Origin of the sequence: Vagococcus sp., from assembly GCF_036639995.1 — a bacterium.
In the GTDB taxonomy this organism is placed as follows: domain Bacteria; phylum Bacillota; class Bacilli; order Lactobacillales; family Vagococcaceae; genus Vagococcus.
This window is the reverse complement of the sequence record NZ_JAVWHO010000015.1, coordinates 1-19,983: the sequence shown is the minus strand read 5'-3', so window position 1 is coordinate 19,983 and position 19,983 is coordinate 1. Positions and strand designations below refer to the sequence as shown.

Sequence of the window (19,983 nt, the reverse complement as noted above, 5' to 3'; positions counted from 1 at the left end):
ACGGCAAATAGTAAAAAATACCCGAAGAAAAAAGCAACTGATTTCATTTGATATTTAAATTTATATTTAATCGCAGTGGATAATTTCATTTTAAAAACCTACTTTCTTTTTGTTAATTGCACAAAGTAATTTTGTAGACTAAGTGGTGATACGGTAACACCTTGAGGTAGATTTTCTGGGAAATCTCCTGTGACATAAACATTAATAAAATCACCAATCTCTTCCTTACCGATAACAGTCATATTTTTTGTCAGTTCCATAACAAGATTTCTAGGACCAGATAAAGTATGATTTTGTTGTAGGATAGTTTCTACATCTTCTTGAACTGTGACTTTCCCTTTTTCTAAGACAACCACGCTTTCTAAAAGATTAGTAATCTCTTCAATTAAATGGGTAGAAATAATAAAAGTTCTAGGATTTTTTTCGAATGTTTCTATTAACGCTTCGTAAAATAACTGACGATGTCCGGCATCTAATCCTAAAACAGGTTCATCTAGGAAAACGTAACGACAAGGGACACAAAGAGCAGTGATTAATTTAGCAATACTACGATAACCTGTTGATAATTTTTTAAAGGTGGCTTTTTGATTTAGATCGAATGAATCAGCTAAATCGTTGGCAAATGCCCAATCAAAGGAACCGTAAAATTCTTCGGAAATGTTGAACATCTCTTTTACTTTCATTGTTGACGGAAATAAATTATCCTCACTCATTAAATAGATTTGATTTAGTAACGTTTCATTATCTATAACACTTTCATCATCTAGTAAAACTTCTCCTGTACTTGGAAAGCTACGATTATTTACTATATTTAGCAGGGTACTTTTTCCTGCACCATTTCGTCCAAGTAAGCCATAAATAGTTTGTTCTTTAAAGTTGATTGTGACATCAGACAATGCCATTTTATCTTTATATTTCTTACTAACATTTTTTACTTTTAGTGTCATGATTGATACCCTCTTTCTAGAATTGTTTTCAGTTCTTCTAAACTGATATTTAATTTTTTTGCTTCTTCAATCAATAGATTGACATCTTTAGTTAAAAACTCTTCTTTTCTTATCATTTTAACTTTCTCCTTTGCTCCTTCAAGAACAAACATACCAATACCACGTCTTTTTTCAATTAATTGGTCATCTACTAACAGGTTCATGCCTTTTAAAACAGTTGCCGGATTAATTTGATATCCTTTGGAAATTTCAGTTGTTGAGGGAATTTGAGAACCTTCTTGATAGGCGCCGTTTAAAATACCAAGAGAAATTTGGTCCGCAACTTGCTGAAATAGTGGTTTACCTCCTGAATAATTAAATTCCATTTTCTCACCTCGTTACTCATTTGGTTAATTACTTATGTAACTAACTATAAAACTTAAACAAGTTTTTGTCAAATCTTTTTTTGACTATCAAGTGATACGCCTGGTATGTTATAATTAACACATTGAGAATAGGAGTGAAGGAAATGGAAGAAAAACAAATAGATAGTCTTCAGTTAGTTGTTATTACAGGAATGAGTGGAGCAGGAAAAACAGTCGCCATTCAAAGCTTTGAAGACATGGGATTTTTCTGTATTGATAATTTACCTCCAAGTTTAATTCCTAAATTTTGGGAATTAATAAAAGAGTCAGGAAAAATTACAAAAATTGCTTTAGTTATAGATTTAAGATCACGTGCTTTTTTCCAAGAAATTCAAAGTATGCTGATTGAAATTGAAAATACAAAATTAGTTGATACAACTATCATGTTTTTAGATGCTTCTGATAAAGAGTTGGTTTCTCGTTATAAAGAAACAAGAAGAACACATCCTTTGGCGATGGATGGACTTGTGACAGAAGGAATTATTAAAGAACGTGGCTTATTGAGTGAATTAAAAGCAGAAGCCCAATTGGTGATTGATACAACTAAATTAGCGCCAAGAGAATTAAGAGAAAAAATAATTTCTAATTTTAAAACTCATGACACATCAACGTTTAGAGTAGAAATGGTTTCATTTGGTTTTAAATACGGCTTACCAATTGATGCAGATATTGTTATGGATGTTAGATTCTTACCAAATCCACATTATGTTGATGAACTAAGACCAATGAATGGTAAAGATAAACCTGTTTATGATTATGTGATGGCTTCTGATATGACAGAAGATTTCTATCAAAAGTATGAGGAATTAATTTTAAGTATTTTACCTGGTTATAAAAAAGAAGGTAAGATGAGTTTAACCATTGCGATTGGTTGTACAGGTGGACAACACCGTTCAGTGGCTTTAACAGAGAGATTAGGCCATAGAATTGAGAAAGATTATAAAACCAATATAACTCACCGTGATATCGCTAAGCGAAAGGAAACGGTAAATCGCTCATGAAAACTTACCGAATAAGAAGACCTAAAATAGTTGTTATCGGTGGTGGTACTGGATTACCTGTTATTTTAAAGGGACTTAGGAACCAAAGTGCTGATATTACAGCAGTTGTGACAGTTGCAGATGATGGTGGAAGTAGTGGTCAGTTGCGACAAAGCATTAACATGAGCCCACCAGGGGATTTAAGAAATGTTTTAGTAGCTTTGTCTGATATGCCACAAATGTATGAAAAAATATTCCAATATCGTTTTAAACAAGAGGATGATTTTCTGGCTAATCACACGATTGGTAACTTAATTATTGCGGCACTTTCTGAAATGAAAGAAAGTACGTATGACGCAATTCAGTTGTTAACAAAGTTTATGCATGTGGAAGGTCATATCTATCCAGCCTCAGAAAAATCTTTAACTCTTCATGCTAAATTTGAAGACGGCACAGAAGCCGTTGGTGAATCTAAAATTGCAGAAGACCGAAAAAAAATTGATTATGTGTATGTAACAAATGCGATGGATGATGAAAAACCAAAAGCATCTAGAAAAGTCGTTCGAGCAATTAAAGAAGCCGATATGATTGTTCTTGGACCTGGAAGTTTGTATACTAGTATCTTACCTAATATCATGATTGAGGATTTAGGAAAAGCTATTTCAGAATCTGAAGCAGAAGTTGTTTACATCTGTAATATTATGACGCAAAAAGGGGAAACTGAACACTTCTCTGACGCGGACCATATACGAGTGATCCATAAACACTTGGGCAAAAAATTTGTTAATACCGTGTTGGTAAACACTGAACCTGTCCCAGAAGGTTATATGGATTTTGATGTTTATGATGAATATTTGCTCCAAGTAAGACATAATTTCGATGGCTTGAGAGATGAAGGATGTCGTGTTGTATCAACAGATTTCTTAGAATTAAGAGATGGTGGTGTTTTCCATGATGGGAATAAAGTTGTGGAAGAGTTATTTAGATTAGTATTTGGTACGAAATATTAAAATGTAAGGGAGTGAGTCAGGATGTCTTTTGCAGCAGATGTAAAAAAAGAACTGACCACATTGGAAGTTCATAAAGAGCACGCTAAAGCGGAATTAGCAGCTTTAATTCGGATGAATGGCGCAGTAACTTTGGTGAATAGGCAGTTTGTCTTAAATGTTCAAACTGAAAATGCAGCGATTGCTCGTAGAATTTATACCTTACTAAAGGATCATTATCAAGTAAATAGTGAATTATTAGTAAGACGAAAAATGAAGTTAAAGAAAAACAATGTGTATATTGTGCGATTAAAACAGGAGACACAGACCATCTTAAATGACCTTGAAATTATGGATGGCTTTATGTTTAATATTCGTGTCTCACCATCTATTATGGGAAATGAGCAAAAAATGCGTTCCTACTTACGTGGAGCTTTCTTAGCAGGTGGGTCAGTAAATAATCCTGAGACAAGTCGCTATCATTTAGAGATATATTCAATGTATGAAGAACAGTGCATTGATTTATGTGATATGTTAAAGCTTTATGGTCTGAATGGTCGCGTTTTAGAAAGACGAAATGGCTTTATCACTTACTTAAAGGGAGCAGAAGAGATTGCTGACTTTTTGGTTTTAGTCGGGGCAACGAATGCAATGCTTAAGTTTGAAGATGTGCGTATTGTGCGTGATTTGAGAAATTCGGTAAACCGTTTAATGAACTGCGAGAATGCCAATATGAACAAAACAGCAGATGCAGCAAAACGTCAAATTGAAAATATTCGATTAATTGAAGAACGGGTAGGCCTAGATAGTTTGCCTGAACGATTAAAAGAAGTTGCAGAAATTCGTTTAGAAAATCCTGAGATTAGTTTAAAAGAGTTAGGTGAAATTTTACCATCTGGCCCAATTACAAAATCAGGAATTAATCACAGAATACGAAAAATAAATGAGTTTGCTGAAAAACTGCAAGCGTAATATTTAGGAGAAGCTACCTCAAAAGGTTGGCTTCTTTTTTTTGAAGAAACGAAAAAGCCTTTACACGATTTAGTGTCATCCCTTGTGAAATAGTGATATACTGTAGTCACAAAAATGGTGAAGGGCGTGTGAAGCTGTTGAATACAAAAGAGTTATGGCACACATATGTTCAATCAAATAAAGTCGATCAAGATTTACTACCCCAACACATTGTCGAATCTTGGGAGTATTGTATGTCTCACGGTGTCAACCCCTTTTCAACACAAGGCATTGATAAGGTTTCTAATACAACACTACAAACGCAAAAGAAACAATGGGCTTATTTAATTTCAATTGTTAAAGATGAAATTCGTCGTTTAAATGAATTTTTTTATATAAAAAAACCACTCTTTATTTTAACAGACAACAAAGGTGTGGTCATTTGGCGAGAAGGACATGAAGAAACAAGACATTTAGCTAATGACATTCATTTTTCAGAAGGAAGTATTTGGACAGAAAAAGCAGTGGGCACTAATGCGATCGGTATTGCTCTTCGGACGATGCAAAGTGTCACCGTTGAAAGATTTCAACATTTTGCAGAAGCATCTCATCCATTTACATGTACATCAACACCCATTTTGGATGGTAATGAAGAAGTAATTGCTTGCTTAAATGTATCAACTTCAGAAAAACTTTCTGAAGCTAACTATACCTTATTTGCTTTAAAAATGATTGCGAAAAATGTGCAACAAAAAATAGCGGAAAAACAATTAGCAGAGCAAAAAGAGCGCATTTTAGAAAGTTTAAATGAACCGCTTGAAAAGTCTTTATTAGTTGGTTTAGACGGAAAAGTACTCTCTGCTTCTAGGGATTTTAAAGAGAATTTTGCTCAATGTGAAGGCCAATCTGTGGATGAGATATTAAGACAAAAGAACTATCATTTTATTAAGAAAAAACTCTATGAACAAGATCAGCTAATAGGTTTTTGCTATCAATTGGAAGTGAAAAAAAGTGAACCATCTTTTGTTAGTTTTGGAATTACCTCACAAAATGCTAAGTACCAACAGTTTCTTAATCAATTGTCTCAAGCAGCTAAATCAGAGCTACCCATTCACATATACGGAGAAACAGGTAGTGGAAAAGAAGTATCCGCTAAGACAATTCACTACAATAGTAGTCGTCAATCAGAAAAGTTAATCGCAGTAAACTGTGGGGCGCTGAGTGAAAATTTACTTGAGAGTGAATTATTTGGTTATGCATCAGGAGCCTTTACAGGAGCTAGTATGTCAGGTTATAAAGGTAAAATCTTACAAGCAGACAAAGGAACTCTTTTTTTAGATGAAATTGATAGTATGTCAAAACGAATGCAAGTAGCACTGTTAAGAGCATTAGAAGATAAGAAAATCACACCTCTTGGAGGAGAAAAAGAAATACCTGTTGATTTTAGATTAGTCACTGCAAGCAATCGAGAGTTAAAAAAATTAGTTGAAAAGAATGAATTTAGAGAAGATTTATTTTACCGATTGTATGTTATTCCTCTTGAGTTACCACCATTAAGACAGCGACAAGAAGACTTTGAAACCTTTGTTTCAGCATTTTGTCAAAAAAAAGAGTGGTATCCAAAATGGCAATCTAAAATAAGTGAATTGGCCAAAGAGTTTGAATGGCAAGGAAATATCAGAGAGTTCCATAATTTCTTAGAACGTCTGCATCTCTACTTTCCTACAAAAGAGCCGTCTCAAGAAGAAGTCGTTAACTTAATTGAGATTGGCGCAATTAAAATAAAACGAATTACCGACGGCTCTTTGGATGAGCGAGTCTTAATCATTAATACGCTAAAAGCCACTAACTATCACTTATCGCAATCAGCTGAAAAGTTAAACATGGCAAGGAGTACGTTATATCGAAAAATAGATAAGTATCAAATTGATATTAAGAGGTAACAGTAAAAAAACCTTTTGGAAGAAAGTTGAAATCAACTAACTTCCAAAAGGTTTTTTATTTTTGAAAAGTGTTGCGACAGTGTTGGTACGTTTTTGTATCAAATCAGTAAAAGAAAGACAATAAAGTTCTTAATAAAGCGCTTTATACTTTGGCACGCTACTTGCAATATAACTAAGTGATAACAAATATGAGAAAGGTGATGTTATGAGGAAATACAATCTGGTTGTCATTGGAGCAGGTCCTGGTGGATATGTTGCAGCGGTTGAAGCAGCAAAGCTTGGGCAGAAAGTAGCTGTGATTGAAAAAAATAAGATAGGTGGTACGTGCTTAAATGTCGGTTGTATCCCATCAAAAGCTTACTTAAAACATGCAAATTGGGTAGAAGAGATGTCAGAAGCTAATCGTTTTGGAATAACTAATGACATATCTAATATTGACTACTCAAAACTTGTCGAAAGAAAAGATGGCGTTGTTAGTCAATTGCAGCAAGGGATTCACTATTTATTTAAACAAAATAATGTGGACTATTACGAAGGAGAGGCGCAACTGATAACTTCTCATGAAATACAAGTGAACGGGGAAGTATTTGAGAGTGATTATATCTTACTTGCAACAGGAAGTCGCCCCTTTGTTCCACCAATTAATGGGCTAGATTCAGTTAGCTATTTAACAACAGATACCTTCTTTGATTTAAAAGAGCAACCAAAAGAATTAGTTATTATTGGTGGAGGTGTTATTGGTATTGAGTTAGCTTTTGCTATGGCACCTCTTGGAACTAAAGTGACTGTAATAGAAGTTGCTCCGAGTATTTTAATGACAGAAGATGAAGAAGCTATTCAGCTAATTCGTCAAAAACTAAAAGAAATGTCTGTTACTGTGATTGAGTCTGCTCAAATAAAAGAAGTAACAGCAAAACAAATTGAGTTGTCAAATCAAACAATTCAATTTGACGAGTTACTAGTTGTGACTGGACGTAAGGGTAATTTAGCAATAGCGGATGCATTGAATCTAGAAAAAACAGAAACGAATAAATTTGTTAAGGTTAATCGTTTTTACCAAACTTCTGTGGCAACTATTTATGCAGCTGGAGATATTGTGGATGGTTACATGTTAGCTCATGCGGCGAGTAAAGAAGGAATTAAAGCTGTTCGTCATATGTTTGGTGACAAAGAAGCACCGCTAAAAACAACTCAAGTTCCAAAATGTGTTTATACACATCCTGAGATTGCAAGCTTTGGTTTAAGTGAAGCTGAAGCAAAAGAATCAGGTTTTGATGTTCTTGTGTCAAAAATACCATACTCAGCAAACGGTCGAGCCATTGCTGGTAATGAAACAACCGGATTTATCAAAATCATTTCAGAGAAAAAATATCATGAAATTTTAGGTGCTGTCATAGTAGGTGCTAATGCTACAGAGATGATTCATACAATTTTAGCTGTAAAAGAATCAGAAGGACGTATGGAAGAAATAGAAAAAATGACATTTGCTCATCCCACTTTATCAGAAATGATTGGTGAAATTGGAAGTCAAATGATTATCTAAGGAGGATTTAACAATGGAAAAAATGACAACAGAACAGGCAACATGGATATATAAAACAATGAATGATATTCGAAACTTTGAAGATGAAGTACATCGCATTTTTACAACAGGAGAAATTCCAGGATTTGTCCATTTATATGCCGGAGAAGAGGCAGTGGCAACAGGTGTGTGTGCTCACTTAACTGATAAGGATTACATTACAAGTACTCACCGTGGTCATGGACATTGTATTGCTAAAGGCTGTGATTTAAATGGTATGATGGCTGAAATATTTGGTAAGGCAACTGGTCTTTGTAAAGGAAAGGGCGGTTCAATGCACATTGCTGATATTGAAAAAGGCATGCTTGGAGCAAACGGTATGGTCGGTGGTGGTTTCCCAATCGCCGTTGGAGCTGGTCTTAGAAATAAATATTTAAAAACAGATGATGTGGCTATTTGTTTCTTTGGTGATGGGGCTTCAAATGAAGGCACGTTCCATGAAAGTATTAATATGGCAGCTATTTGGGACTTACCAGTTGTTTTTGTTTGCGAGAATAATGCATTTGGTGAAGCATCAGCAGTTGAGTATGCTTCAGGGTCTAAAACAATCGCAGAACGAAGCGTTGCTTACGGTATTCCTGGCGTTCGAGTGAATGGAAAAGATTTAGTTGCTGTTTATGAAGCGGCTGGTGAAGCAATCGATAGAGCTCGTAACGGTGAAGGACCAACTATTTTAGAATGTGTGACATACCGTAATTACGGACATTTTGAAGGCGATGAACAAAAATATAAATCAAAAGAAGGCAAAGAAAAAGCATTTGCTGATATTGACAATATTCCTGTGTTTAGAGAAGTGGCAATTAAAAATAAATGGTTATCTGCTAAGGTTGCAGATGAAATTGAAAGCCAATCTGAAAAAGACGTGGAAGAAGCAGTCTTGTTTGCAAGAGAAAGTGACTTACCAAAACCAGAAGCATTATATGAAGATGTATCAATCTAATAGAAAAGTAAATAAGGAGTGACCAAAATGAGTAGAAGAATAACATTTATGCAAGCAGTGAATGAAGGTTTAGATTTAGCTATGCAAAAAGATGAGCGAGTTATCTTATTAGGTGAAGACCTTGCAGGAGGAACTGGTATTGAACATCTTAATGGTGAAGGAGCTTTTGGTGGCGTGTTTGGAGTGACTAAAGGATTAGTTGAAAAACATGGTTATGAACGAGTGATTGACACTCCCATCTCAGAAATGGGGTATATGGGAGCGGCAGTTGGTGCTGCAGCCACTGGTTTACGACCAGTTCCAGAATTAATGTTTAATGACTTTTTAGGATTTTGTTTTGATACTTTACTAGCTCAAGGATCAAAAATGCGCTATATGTTTGGCGGAAAAGCAACAATACCAATGACTGTTAGAACATGTCATGGTGCAGGTGCTTCTGCAGCAGCGCAACATTCAGGCTCTTATTACGGGATGTTTGGTTCTATTCCAGGATTAAAAGTTGTTGTTCCTTCTAATCCGTATGATGCCAAAGGTTTGTTACTTTCAGCTATTGAAGATGATAATATTGTGATTTTCTCAGAAGATAAAACGTTGTATGGAATTAAAGATGAGGTGCCAGAAGAATACTATAAAGTTGAAATTGGAAAAGCAAAAGTAAAACGTGAAGGCTCTGATTTAACTATTGTTACGATTGGAAAAATGCTTTATGTTGCACTTGATGTGGCAGAAGAATTAGCAAAATCCGGTATTTCAGTAGAAGTTATTGATTTAATTACAGTTGCCCCTTGGGATCAGGAAACAGTCTTGAATTCGGTTAAGAAAACAGGGCGTTTAATTGTTATTGATGAAGCCAATCCACATAATAATACCGCTACAGATATCGCTTCTGTTGTAGGAGATAAGGCATTTGATTATTTAGATGGACCAATTAAATGTATTTGTGCCCCTAATACACCAGTGCCATTTGCAAGTAATTTAGAAGCTCTTTACTTACCAGATAAAGAGAAAGTTTTAGAAGAAGCTAAAGAATTAATACAAGATTTATAAAAGGGTAGGTGAAAAAAATGACAGAAGCATTACTTATGCCAACATTGGGATTAACAATGACAGAAGGGACTGTGGATCAATGGTATAAAGAAGTAGGAGATACCATTACTAAAGGTGAGGCAGTTGTTTCAATTAGTTCAGAAAAATTAACACACGATGTAGAAGCACCTCTTGATGGTGTCTTATTAGCTATTACTGTAGATAATGGTGGAGATGCAGTGTGTCAAGGCGTGATTGGTTATATTGGACAAGAAGGCGAAGAGATACCAACAGAAGAAAGTGCTGTTGTGGAAGAAGTCAAAGAAACTACAGAAACAAAAGAAAAATTTGAGAAAATAACAGAAAAAATAATTTCCACTGAAACAAATGGTAGAGTATTTGCAACACCATTAGCTAGACGAATTGCTTTAGAAAAGGGATATAATATATCAGATATTATTGGTACTGGTGGTAATGGACGAGTAACAAGAAGAGATGTGGAACGACACATACCACAAGTAGTATCAACAAAAGAGGCATCATTTATAGGTGAAGGTCTTGAAGGAATGCGTAAAGTTATTGCTCAAAGAATGCATCGTTCCTTAGAACAAACAGCACAATTAACCTTGCATCGAAAAGCCAATATTAATAATTTAATGATTTTTAGAAGAGAACTAAAAGAAAAAACTGGCGATACCATGAGTCGAAGTACATTGAGTATTAACACTCTGCTTATTAAAGCTGTTAGCCTAGCTTTAAAAGATTATCCAGAGATGAACGCGTCATACGATACAAAAGAGTATCTTGTTCATGACGCTGTTCATATGGGGGTTGCTGTGTCAGTAGATGATGGTTTAGTTGTCCCAGTTATTAATAATGTGGACACAAAAACTCTTACTCAAATTGGCTCAGACTTTATTGAAGTAACATCTCAAGCAATTGACGGAACATTACCAAGTAATTTATACAGTGGCTCAACGTTTACAATTACTAATTTAGGTAGTGCTGGTGTTGAGTATTTCACACCAATTTTAAATACCCCAGAAATTGGGATTTTAGGTGTTGGTCAAACATCATCTAAATTAATCATCAATGACTTAAAAGAAATTGAAGAGATAAGTGAGCTGCCACTAAGTTTAACATTTGATCATCAAGTAGTAGATGGAGCACCCGCAGGCGAATTCTTAGCACGAATTGTTTATTATTTAGAAAACCCATATTTATTGGTCGTTTAAAAATAATCAATAAAAGAGATCACTTTTCTAGAGTGATCTCTTTTTGTTTAATTAGAAACTTCCGCCGCCACCGCCGTGACTAGTTCCTCCACCATCAAAGTGGGTAGAAGAACCACCGCCACCAAAGCCATCATTGTCAGAAGAAGGTTTTGGAATATGTCGCGTGGTTGTAAAGTCACCTATTTTAATAGATTGAGAATCGGTGATATTAACACTACTAAAATCGTTATAAGGATAATGATAAGTAGAGCGTTTCAATTTATAAGTAGAGCGAACAGTAAAGAATAGACCTAGAAAACTTAAAATACCTGCAAGTATGGCAACCCCAATTTTTAATGGAGATAAATACTTGTGTTTTTCTGTTTTTCCTGTTTCTTTATTGTATACATAACCATTTTGAGGCCCACTACTAACATATTTTTTTGTGTCAGAAAGAATAGTATTGACTACCTCAGTATAATCACCATTACTTAAATCGTCCTCGATGCGGTATTTCATTTTTTCAATTCGATTGTCATTAAGAGAAGCAATCGTATTACCAGTTGTCGAGATATGGTATTTACGATTTCCCATGTCGATTAAAAAGAGCATACCATCGTGAGTGTCACCAATCCCAAATTTATGTTGCATATAAAAGTCATCAGCAAAAGCTTCCGGTGTTTTACCTTCTGTTGATTCAGTAGTAACAATCGCTGCATCCGTTTGATATTCATTTTGTAAATTCTTAATATCTTCTTCAAATGATTGGATATCTTGTTCTGAAAATAATTTGGCTTCATCAAAAACGCGTTGTTTCGTAGGAGCTTCAGCATGGGCAATGAGTGCTGGAACACATAAAATGAGTCCTAGAATCATCAAAAAAAGACAATGGATATATTTCTTTTTGTTTAAAATAGGAAATACCCCCCTAACAACACAAGGCCTGCAATAAGACTACCCAAAAGAGTAGATGCTGCGATTAACTTGGTTTGGTCAATTGGCAAGATACCACTTGTGTTACCAGTTACTCCGTTCATAGCAAAGTAATAGGGTTCACTCTTTGTCTCACCTTTATAAGTTACAATCCAAATAGGAAGTAAGTAGTATTGGTTGGACTGATTAAGAATTGTTGAGTGACAGTTGGACTGGCTAATTCTACCATATCCGGCAGTATCTCTTAAAAGCAGAGACTCAGTGTAATAGTTTAACTCTGAATCAATATCAGATTTAATATCTTGAAACTCTAAATCTCTTTTTTCAGCTTGGAAACCTGAAAGATATTTTGAATCAAAAGTCTGGCAGTCCATTACTGGAAATGGCTGAACAGACTCAATCATATTTTGTTTGGCATTTTTTGATAAGGCATTTTTAAGTAGAGAACGAAATGTTAGATTTCCTTTTCTAATTAAATCATATCGTCTTGTTCGAGTGTATTCAGTCTCGCCAATTTGCCAAACATCAATTTTTGTTCCTTTAGCTTTTAATGAGCCTTTTAATTCAGCATCTACATTCCAATAGGGAAAATAGACGCCACTCATTTTTTCGATTTGACTCTTGTCAAAAAAGTCCTTTGGTATAAATTTCTTTGAATTTGCCCATTTTATAAATGCTTTTTTCGCATCCGCTTCAGATATTTTAAAAGGTAAAATCGCATTTGGTAGAAATTCACCAGAGACCCGGTCTTTTAAAACAACTGGATTATGACAATAGTAGCAAAAGGTAGCAGCTGTTGTTTCTTCTGTTACCACTTCAGCACCGCAACTAGGGCAAGAATATAAATTAAATGATTCCTTTGCAAGTTCTTCTACACTTGAGGGCTCATCATTATTTTGAATATCTCCTTCTTTAAAGGTACTTAAACAATACTCACAATGAAAAGCTTGTGTTTCTGGATCAAAAAGTAGAGGACCGTCACAGTTAGGACATTTGTGTGATACAACATCGCTCATTTATTTGCCTTCTTTCCCTCGTTTAAATTGGCATTCCTTGGAAAGGTTTCCCACACTCTGGACAGAATTTTGGCATCTGGCCAGTTACGGTAATCACTTCTTGACAGCTAGCACATTTCATTTTTATTCCACTACCAGCAGAAACCGGTTTAGCTTCGCCACACTCAGAACAGAATTTACCTGTATTTTCAGTTTGATCATTTGGACAAGTCCAAGTATCTGCATGATTTTGTTGTTCTTGCTGTTGATTCATTTGTTGTTGATTGGTTTGAGAGGCTTGAGAGAAGTAATTTCCCGTTGCGCCCATACCAGCATTCATTCCCATAAAACCAGCCATACTGCCATTGGCATTTGATCCAGCATCTTTCATACCTTCAGCAATTGAGCCTTGTACAAATCCTTCACGAATACCGGCATCACCAAGCATAGCACCTTTGTTTCGCATATTGATTAATTCTTTTGAATCATCTGTATAAGAAATACTTGAAACCCCAACAGAAACAACTTCCATACCGCGAAGTTCATGCCACTGATTATCAAGCACTGTTGACATATATTGACTTAATTCCATTGATTTTGATGGGATATAACTAATTCGCTCACCAGCCATCGACATTTGGTTAATAGATGTTTGTAATGCTGTCAAAAATTCAGATAAAAATTGATCATTGATATCATTAATTTCAACGTGGTCTTGATTTTTAGGTAAAACATTTGAATAGAAAAGAATTGGGTCAACCACTTTGACAGAATAATTACCATGGGCTCTTAAAAATAGCTCAGCATTGTAAAAATTATCAAAGTAATTAATTGGACTTGGTGTTCCAAATTTAATGCCACGAATTTCTTGTAAATTAATATAAATAACTTTTTGTTTTTGAGGTGTCATACCGCCAAATTTAAAGCGGCTAAAAGATTCTTCAATCGCCCCTTTTAAATTACCTGTAAACATCGAAGGAGCGGCTTGATTATTAACTGTGTAATAGCCTTCTTCAGCTGTATAATCAATAATTTTTCCGCCATCGACTAAAAGCATCATTGTATTAGGATACACATGAACAACAGAACCATCAGTAATAACATCAGATGTCCCTTTTTTATTGCCTTGTCTTTTTTCGTTTTTTCTAACAAGAACGCCAGTTGTCATAACAGTTGAATCGCTTAATTCTTGCGGTTCAATGACCTCTAACCATTGATCAGCTAATCCGCCACCTATAGCACTTGTTGCTGCTTTAATTAAACCCATAATATCACTCCTTGAATAAGTATTTTTGGTTGAATTAATCTTACCATACTGAAGAATTAAGATACAATCATACTAAAGGATGATTCTGTCATTTTTATGCAAAAAAACCATTAAAACAGGCAGCCCTAGCTTTAATGGTTTTAGATAGTTTAGTTATCAAGTATTGCTTTTAATTCTTGAATTGAAATTTTTTGATCGAAGACATGCTCACCAATAATAACAGTTGGAACAAAAACAACATTAGCTGCTTCAGCTTCATTAATGATACTTTCAGATGTATCTTTAAAGTCTTGAAGAGAAAGGTTTAAACGATCTGTAGCAAATGCTGCAATCTCATTATGATCTTCTAAATCGCCCCAATCATCTTGAGTTTCATAAATAGATTGGATAGCACTTAGAGCTAAGTCATTATTAGGTACATGGTGATGCATAATATTTCCTTTAGCTAAAGAAGGTTTTTCTTTGTCAAAAAGTTTGATAACACGTTGAATTTTTCCTTCCTCAACATATTGTTGAAGGAAAGTATCTTTTTCATCAGACCATAGTCGACAAAATGGACATCTTAAATTGACAAATTCGATTACTTTAATGGGTGCTTTGTCATCACCGATTTTTATACCAGTAGTCGGATTAATTTTTGTTACATCAACTTCTGTCATTCCCATATGAACACATCCTATTTTAAGTTTGAGCTATTAACCATTACTTCATCAATTAGACCATATTCTTTTGCTTCCTCAGGAGACATAAAGTTATCACGGTCAGTGTCTTTTTCGATAACTTCAATTGGTTGCCCAGTGTTGTTAGCTAAAATTTTATTTAATCTTTCACGCGTGTTTAAGATATGTTTAGCAGCAATTTCAATTTCTGTTGCTTGACCTTGAGCGCCACCTAAAGGTTGATGAATCATGATTTCAGCATTTGGTAAAGCAAATCTTTTACCTTTTGTACCTGCTGATAATAAGAAACTACCCATTGAAGCTGCCATACCTAAGACAATTGTTTGAACGTCTGCTTTGATGAAGTTCATTGTGTCATAGATAGCAAGTCCAGCAGAAACACTACCACCTGGTGAGTTGATATAAATAAAAATATCTTTCTCAGGATCTTGCGCATCTAAGAATAACAATTGAGCAATCACAGAGTTTGCTACATTGTCATCAATTGGTCCACTTAACATAATAATACGATCTTTTAAAAGTCTTGAGTAAATGTCATAAGCTCTTTCTCCACGAGACGATTGCTCAATAACTGTTGGTATTAAATTCATAATTTTTTCCTCCTAATACTAAAACATCAGTAGATATATTTTAACACAATTTAAAATATCTACCTAGCTAAAAGTGTAATGTATTGGTCAATAAAGGTCAAAAGAAAAGCTTAGAAAGAAAAAATGGATTTGTGCTGATTTTTTTCTATAGTTAATGCTTTTGATGTGAAGTTTGTAAAATAATTATCCACGTCAAGAGAAATTGCTTTTTCAATTTCTTCGGTATCATTAACAGTCCAAACATTAAATTCTTTATTTGCGTTGTGAACAAGTGCAACATTATTTTTCGAAAGTAATGTTTTATTAGCAGAAATAATATCCACATCCTTATATTGTACGCCTTTTTCAAGATTTTCTTGATTTTTTACTAAAAGTAATTTTTTCATTTTCGGAAATGTTTCTTCAAGTTTTACTAAAGTTTCAGGACTTGACGATTGGACAATTACATCATCTGCAAGGTTATTCTTTTTAATAATTTTGATAAAGGGAGCTATTTGTTGCGAATTTTCTTTTAGTTCAATAACAAAATTGGTTTTACCATGATAACGGTTAAAAACATCTTGTAAAGAAAGAATTGCTTCTTTGTTTTTGACATGTAAATGCTTAATTTCATCATCTGTCATATCAGAAAATTTTTTATTAATATTAGTTAGGCGTTTTGCATTTAAATCATGGGAAACAAATAGGGTGTTTTCTTTTGATGTCACTAGATCCTGTTCAATGTATTTTGAACCGTAGATAAGAGCTAAATCATAGGCAGCTAAAGTATGTTCAATTTCTTCACCAGAAGCACCACGATGAGAAAAAATATGTTCTTTAATTTCCTTGTTAGTTCTAAATGTTAGGAAATGAAAAGTAAGCAGTAAAACAATAATAATTAACAGAAAGAAAGTAGAAAATTTAAAATAATTTGTTTTTTTTCGATGCATTTAAAAGCCTCATTTCAACATTTATGATTTGTAAAAAAATATACAAAAAAAGGATAACACTTTAAGTCATCCTCTTAAAACTCATTATAGATAAAGCCACCACCGTCAGATTTTAAGTAACCATAAAAATACAATAAGGCTAAAATAATCATGACATAAAAAATAGTTTTTAGGATAAAGGATAAAATTTCCTCTCGTTTTTTCTTCACAATAACGCTCTTTTCTGAATTAAGTTTCGAATGATACAGATATTACAGTATTAGTAATTAAAGTGTATCAAAATAGAGCTTAAAGGTGCTCTGAGATATTTTTTTGTTTGTAACAGATAAAAAGTGTCACAAACACTACAAAAGAAATTATGCCTTATATTGAATTCTATTTCAAGGATTCTTACTAAATTTTTCTATTTAATCCCTATTTGTTAAATTGATTGTAAAAAAATAAGCATCTACCTGTCATGGAAATAGGTAAATGCTTTCAGTAAGAATATGAAATATTCATTAGGTAAGTTACTCCTTATGCAAATTTTTGTAATTCAGTTACTGCTTGTTGAATGGTCGTACCAGTAGCCATTTTAGATTCATCTTCTTTTGAAAAAACGATGAATAAGTTTAACTCTGTGTCTAATGTGACACGGTACTCTAATTGTTTGTTATTGAATGTCATATACATTCTCCTTTCTGATGTTAATAAAAGGCGGCTTGATTAGCCATAACGAAATTCCATTTATTATTGTATAACTAATAATAGGTAAACGCAAATGATAGGTATTGAAAATAAAATTTCAGCCAACTGTATCCAGCGATAAGTATCTTTTTTTGAACTTCTAAATGTGATACAATCAGTAATGAAAACGCACCCTAAGGGAATCGAACCCCTGTCTTAAGAACCGGAATCTTATGTGATATCCACTACACTAAGGGTGCAATCACTTCTATAATTTTAACAAAAAATTGAGAAATAGCAAGAATAAAAAAGGATAGAGAGATGAGTTGACATGAGATTTGAACAACAGTTGAACCAAAAGCAAAAACAAACTCAAAAATTAGCAATGACCCAAGAATTGCAACAATCAATCCAAATGCTACAGTATAATACTGATGAATTATTGTCTTTTCTTGAAAGTAAAGTGTTAGAAAATCCGTTGATGGAATTGAAAGTTGAATCAAACGACTATGAAACACCAATAAAAAACACACCAAAGCGTTCGTCAGATGATGAACCAGAAGAAAATAATTGGATAAATCAAGTACCTGATGATTCTTTATCCTTATTTGATTTTTTGATTAAACAAATTCATTTGAACTACCGAGATACTCATTTGCGTCAATTGGTTTTATTTTTAGTTGAGTATATTGATGTGAATGGCTATTTGACTATCTCATTAGAAGAAGCAGAAAAAATGACTAAAACCACATCGATTGAAATGCTTGATGCGTTAACGTTAATTCAACTTTTAGAGCCAATCGGTGTTGGGGCAAGAGATTTAAGAGAATGTCTAATGCTTCAAATTGAAAAAGATGAAGAGGCACCAGATCTTGCTTATATAATAGTAGAAGAGTATTTTGAAGAGCTGGCTAGTCGTAAATGGGATGTAGTAAGAAAGGCATATGACATTGATTTATATGATGTGCAACAAATTTTTGATTATATTCAAAAGTTGAGCCCAAATCCTGGTGCTCGTTTTAATCAAGAAAAAGAAATGTTTATTCATCCTGATGTGATTGTTAAAGTCAGAGAAGATGCTATAGAGGTTCTAAGTACTAAAAGAGGGGCGCCGCAACTTATTTTTCAACAAGCTTATTTTGATAAAATGAATCAAGTAGAGGATAAAGAAGTTAAAGATTACTTGAAAAATCGTAAAAATGAATTTGACTGGATTAAACGTGGTGTTCTTCAAAGAGGAAATACAATTTTGAAAGTAGCAGAAGAAATTGTCAAAAGACAAACTGCTTTCTTTTTGGATAAAAATCGACCTCTAGTGCCAATGCAATTAAAGGAAATCGCTAAAGCAATCGATGTCCATGAATCAACGATTAGTCGTAGTGTCAATGGTAAATACTTAGAAACATCATTTGGTATTTTTGAGTTACGCTCATTTTTTACGACAGGATTAGCCCAAAAAGTATCTGAAGAAGAAGTGTCTGCAGACACAATCAAAAAAACATTACTATCTTTAGTGGCCGAAGAGGATAAAAATAAACCGTTGTCTGATCAAAAATTAGTGGATTTATTATTGAGTCAAGAGATTCAAGTTTCAAGGAGAACCATTGCAAAGTACCGTGATGAGTTACAAATTCCAGCTTCGTCTAAAAGAAAACGCTATGATCGAAAATAATAACAAATTATAAGCTATCTGACTTGAATTATGTCTAGATACCTGTTAAAATGTTTTTGTAAGGTTGAACAAAACAAAATGTCTTTTGATTTTGATTCAACCTCTTTTTTTAAAACTGATGGGTCGCAGTAAGTCTACGTTGGACAAAAAACGACCAGCGAGAGGAGTCAACTCAATGCTTCGTGATTTAGAGATGGTTGAGAGAATTGCTCCTGATATGATGCAAACAGTTGAAGGAAGATTTCGTGTTTTACGTAATATCTATTGGATGCAGCCAGTGGGCAGACGTACGTTAGCCCAAAAGTTGAATGTATCTGAGCGTAGCTTACGTACCGAAACAGATTTTCTTAAACAGTTAAACTTTATCAACGCTTCTAAGAGTGGTATGACTTTAACAGAAGAGGGATTACAAGTTTACAAAGGGCTTGAAAAATTCATGGCCGAGTATTCTGGTACACGTGTTAAAGAAAGAGAGTTAGCCGAAGAATTAGGGATAGCTCGTTGTATCATAGTTGCAGGAGATAGTGATGAGGAAGAAAAGGTTTTAGAAAGTTTTGGCGCGATTGTCTCTGATGTGTTAGCCAGTCAATTACCAAATGGTGATAATACCATTGCTGTAATGGGTGGAACGACCATGAAAACTGTGGCACAAAATATGCAAGAATTAGAAACAGCTAAACGACACAACTTATTTGTTCCAGCAAGAGGTGGCGTTGGTGAAACAATTAATATTCAAGCGAATTCAGTCAGTGGTGTGATGGCAGAAAAATCTGGTGGCGATTTTAAAGTATTGTATGTCCCAGAACAAGTCAGCCCTGAAACGTATGAAAATTTACTTCATGAGCCAACCGTACAAAAAGTACTGAGTTTAATTTCTGAAGCAAATTGTGTTATTCATAGTATCGGCCGAGCCCTTCATATGGCAAAACGTCGAGGAATGAGTGCCTCAGAGCTTGCAATGTTAACTAATAATCGAGCAGTGGCTGAATCATTTGGTTACTTTTTCGATGAAGACGGGGAAGTTGTTTATAAAATACCTCGCATTGGTCTTCAATTAAAAGACTTGAAAGAAATACCGTATGTTCTCGCTGTTGCTGGTGGTAAAAGTAAAGCCAAAGCAATTGAAGCATACATCAAAAATGCACCGAAGCAAACATGGTTAATAACCGATGAAGGTGCTGCTAATCAGATTTTAAAAGAGGCAACTCTTTAAAATAAATAAATTTTTTCGATTTTCTAAAGGAGGAAATCTCGCATGACAGTAAAAGTAGGTATTAA

The 19,983-nt window shown here is 34.2% G+C and carries 20 protein-coding genes and 1 tRNA gene; 10 read left to right on the top strand and 11 right to left on the bottom strand.

What is annotated here, in order from left to right:
• Positions 1–98: 98 nt before the first annotated feature.
• Positions 99–947, bottom strand: a complete 849-nt coding sequence (locus RR554_RS05770; protein WP_332467608.1) for an ABC transporter ATP-binding protein — start codon at positions 945–947, stop codon at positions 99–101.
• Positions 944–1,312, bottom strand: a complete 369-nt coding sequence (locus RR554_RS05765; RefSeq protein WP_332467607.1) for a GntR family transcriptional regulator — start codon at positions 1,310–1,312, stop codon at positions 944–946. Before RR554_RS05765 ends, RR554_RS05770 begins: the two co-directional genes overlap by 4 nt.
• A 143-nt stretch (positions 1,313–1,455) precedes the next feature.
• On the opposite strand from RR554_RS05765, the gene rapZ reads away from it, so the two are divergent.
• The 8 genes from rapZ (at position 1,456) to RR554_RS05725 (ending at position 10,994) form a co-directional block, all read left to right on the top strand.
• Positions 1,456–2,352, top strand: coding sequence for an RNase adapter RapZ (gene rapZ, locus RR554_RS05760; protein WP_332463024.1), 897 nt, complete (start codon positions 1,456–1,458; stop codon positions 2,350–2,352).
• Positions 2,349–3,341: a gluconeogenesis factor YvcK family protein gene (locus RR554_RS05755; protein ID WP_332463025.1), complete on the top strand. Its 993-nt coding sequence runs from the start codon at positions 2,349–2,351 to the stop codon at positions 3,339–3,341. Before rapZ ends, RR554_RS05755 begins: the two co-directional genes overlap by 4 nt.
• 21 nt (positions 3,342–3,362) lie before the next feature.
• Positions 3,363–4,289: a DNA-binding protein WhiA gene (whiA, locus tag RR554_RS05750; RefSeq protein ID WP_332463026.1), complete on the top strand. Its 927-nt coding sequence runs from the start codon at positions 3,363–3,365 to the stop codon at positions 4,287–4,289.
• Between the two features lie 128 nt (positions 4,290–4,417).
• On the top strand, positions 4,418–6,211 hold the full coding sequence (locus RR554_RS05745; protein WP_332467606.1) for a sigma-54-dependent Fis family transcriptional regulator: 1,794 nt from the start codon (positions 4,418–4,420) through the stop codon (positions 6,209–6,211).
• 205 nt (positions 6,212–6,416) lie between these two features.
• A complete protein-coding gene (gene lpdA, locus RR554_RS05740) occupies positions 6,417–7,754 on the top strand; it encodes a dihydrolipoyl dehydrogenase (protein WP_332467605.1) in 1,338 nt (445 codons plus the stop codon).
• A gap of 13 nt (positions 7,755–7,767) precedes the next feature.
• Entirely contained in the window at positions 7,768–8,733 is a 966-nt protein-coding gene (locus tag RR554_RS05735; RefSeq protein WP_332463029.1) for a thiamine pyrophosphate-dependent dehydrogenase E1 component subunit alpha, read from the top strand.
• A gap of 27 nt (positions 8,734–8,760) precedes the next feature.
• Positions 8,761–9,780 (top strand): alpha-ketoacid dehydrogenase subunit beta, encoded by a 1,020-nt coding sequence (locus tag RR554_RS05730; protein WP_332463030.1) that lies wholly within the window; start codon positions 8,761–8,763, stop codon positions 9,778–9,780.
• Between the two features lie 17 nt (positions 9,781–9,797).
• Positions 9,798–10,994, top strand: a complete 1,197-nt coding sequence (locus RR554_RS05725) for a dihydrolipoamide acetyltransferase family protein (protein WP_332467604.1) — start codon at positions 9,798–9,800, stop codon at positions 10,992–10,994.
• Positions 10,995–11,045: 51 nt separating this feature from the next.
• Here RR554_RS05725 and RR554_RS05720 read toward each other — a convergent pair whose 3' ends face one another.
• The 9 genes from RR554_RS05720 to RR554_RS05680 form a co-directional block, all read right to left on the bottom strand.
• On the bottom strand, positions 11,046–11,849 hold the full coding sequence (locus tag RR554_RS05720) for a TPM domain-containing protein (RefSeq protein WP_332467603.1): 804 nt from the start codon (positions 11,847–11,849) through the stop codon (positions 11,046–11,048).
• A 32-nt stretch (positions 11,850–11,881) separates the two neighbouring features.
• On the bottom strand, positions 11,882–12,922 hold the full coding sequence (locus tag RR554_RS05715; RefSeq protein ID WP_332467602.1) for a TFIIB-type zinc ribbon-containing protein: 1,041 nt from the start codon (positions 12,920–12,922) through the stop codon (positions 11,882–11,884).
• 22 nt (positions 12,923–12,944) lie between these two features.
• Positions 12,945–14,168, bottom strand: coding sequence for an SPFH domain-containing protein (locus RR554_RS05710; RefSeq protein WP_332463034.1), 1,224 nt, complete (start codon positions 14,166–14,168; stop codon positions 12,945–12,947).
• A 149-nt stretch (positions 14,169–14,317) separates the two neighbouring features.
• A complete protein-coding gene (locus RR554_RS05705) occupies positions 14,318–14,833 on the bottom strand; it encodes a thioredoxin domain-containing protein (RefSeq protein WP_332467601.1) in 516 nt (171 codons plus the stop codon).
• Between the two features lie 11 nt (positions 14,834–14,844).
• Entirely contained in the window at positions 14,845–15,438 is a 594-nt protein-coding gene (clpP, locus tag RR554_RS05700; protein ID WP_332463036.1) for an ATP-dependent Clp endopeptidase proteolytic subunit ClpP, read from the bottom strand.
• 110 nt (positions 15,439–15,548) lie between these two features.
• Positions 15,549–16,367 carry a glycerophosphodiester phosphodiesterase gene (locus tag RR554_RS05695; protein ID WP_332467600.1) on the bottom strand — a complete coding sequence of 273 codons (819 nt, stop codon included), beginning with the start codon at positions 16,365–16,367 and terminating at the stop codon, positions 15,549–15,551.
• Positions 16,368–16,441: 74 nt separating this feature from the next.
• Positions 16,442–16,576: a teichoic acid D-Ala incorporation-associated protein DltX gene (locus RR554_RS05690; RefSeq protein ID WP_332463038.1), complete on the bottom strand. Its 135-nt coding sequence runs from the start codon at positions 16,574–16,576 to the stop codon at positions 16,442–16,444.
• Positions 16,577–16,883: 307 nt separating this feature from the next.
• Positions 16,884–17,033, bottom strand: coding sequence for a hypothetical protein (locus tag RR554_RS05685; protein WP_332463039.1), 150 nt, complete (start codon positions 17,031–17,033; stop codon positions 16,884–16,886).
• 188 nt (positions 17,034–17,221) lie between these two features.
• Positions 17,222–17,293 (bottom strand) — tRNA-Arg (locus tag RR554_RS05680).
• 71 nt (positions 17,294–17,364) lie between these two features.
• On the opposite strand from RR554_RS05680, the gene rpoN reads away from it, so the two are divergent.
• Together rpoN and RR554_RS05670 are read left to right on the top strand one after the other, a co-directional pair.
• On the top strand, positions 17,365–18,705 hold the full coding sequence (rpoN, locus tag RR554_RS05675) for an RNA polymerase factor sigma-54 (protein WP_332467599.1): 1,341 nt from the start codon (positions 17,365–17,367) through the stop codon (positions 18,703–18,705).
• 175 nt (positions 18,706–18,880) lie between these two features.
• Positions 18,881–19,918, top strand: a complete 1,038-nt coding sequence (locus RR554_RS05670) for a sugar-binding transcriptional regulator (RefSeq protein WP_332463041.1) — start codon at positions 18,881–18,883, stop codon at positions 19,916–19,918.
• Positions 19,919–19,983: the final 65 nt, after the last annotated feature.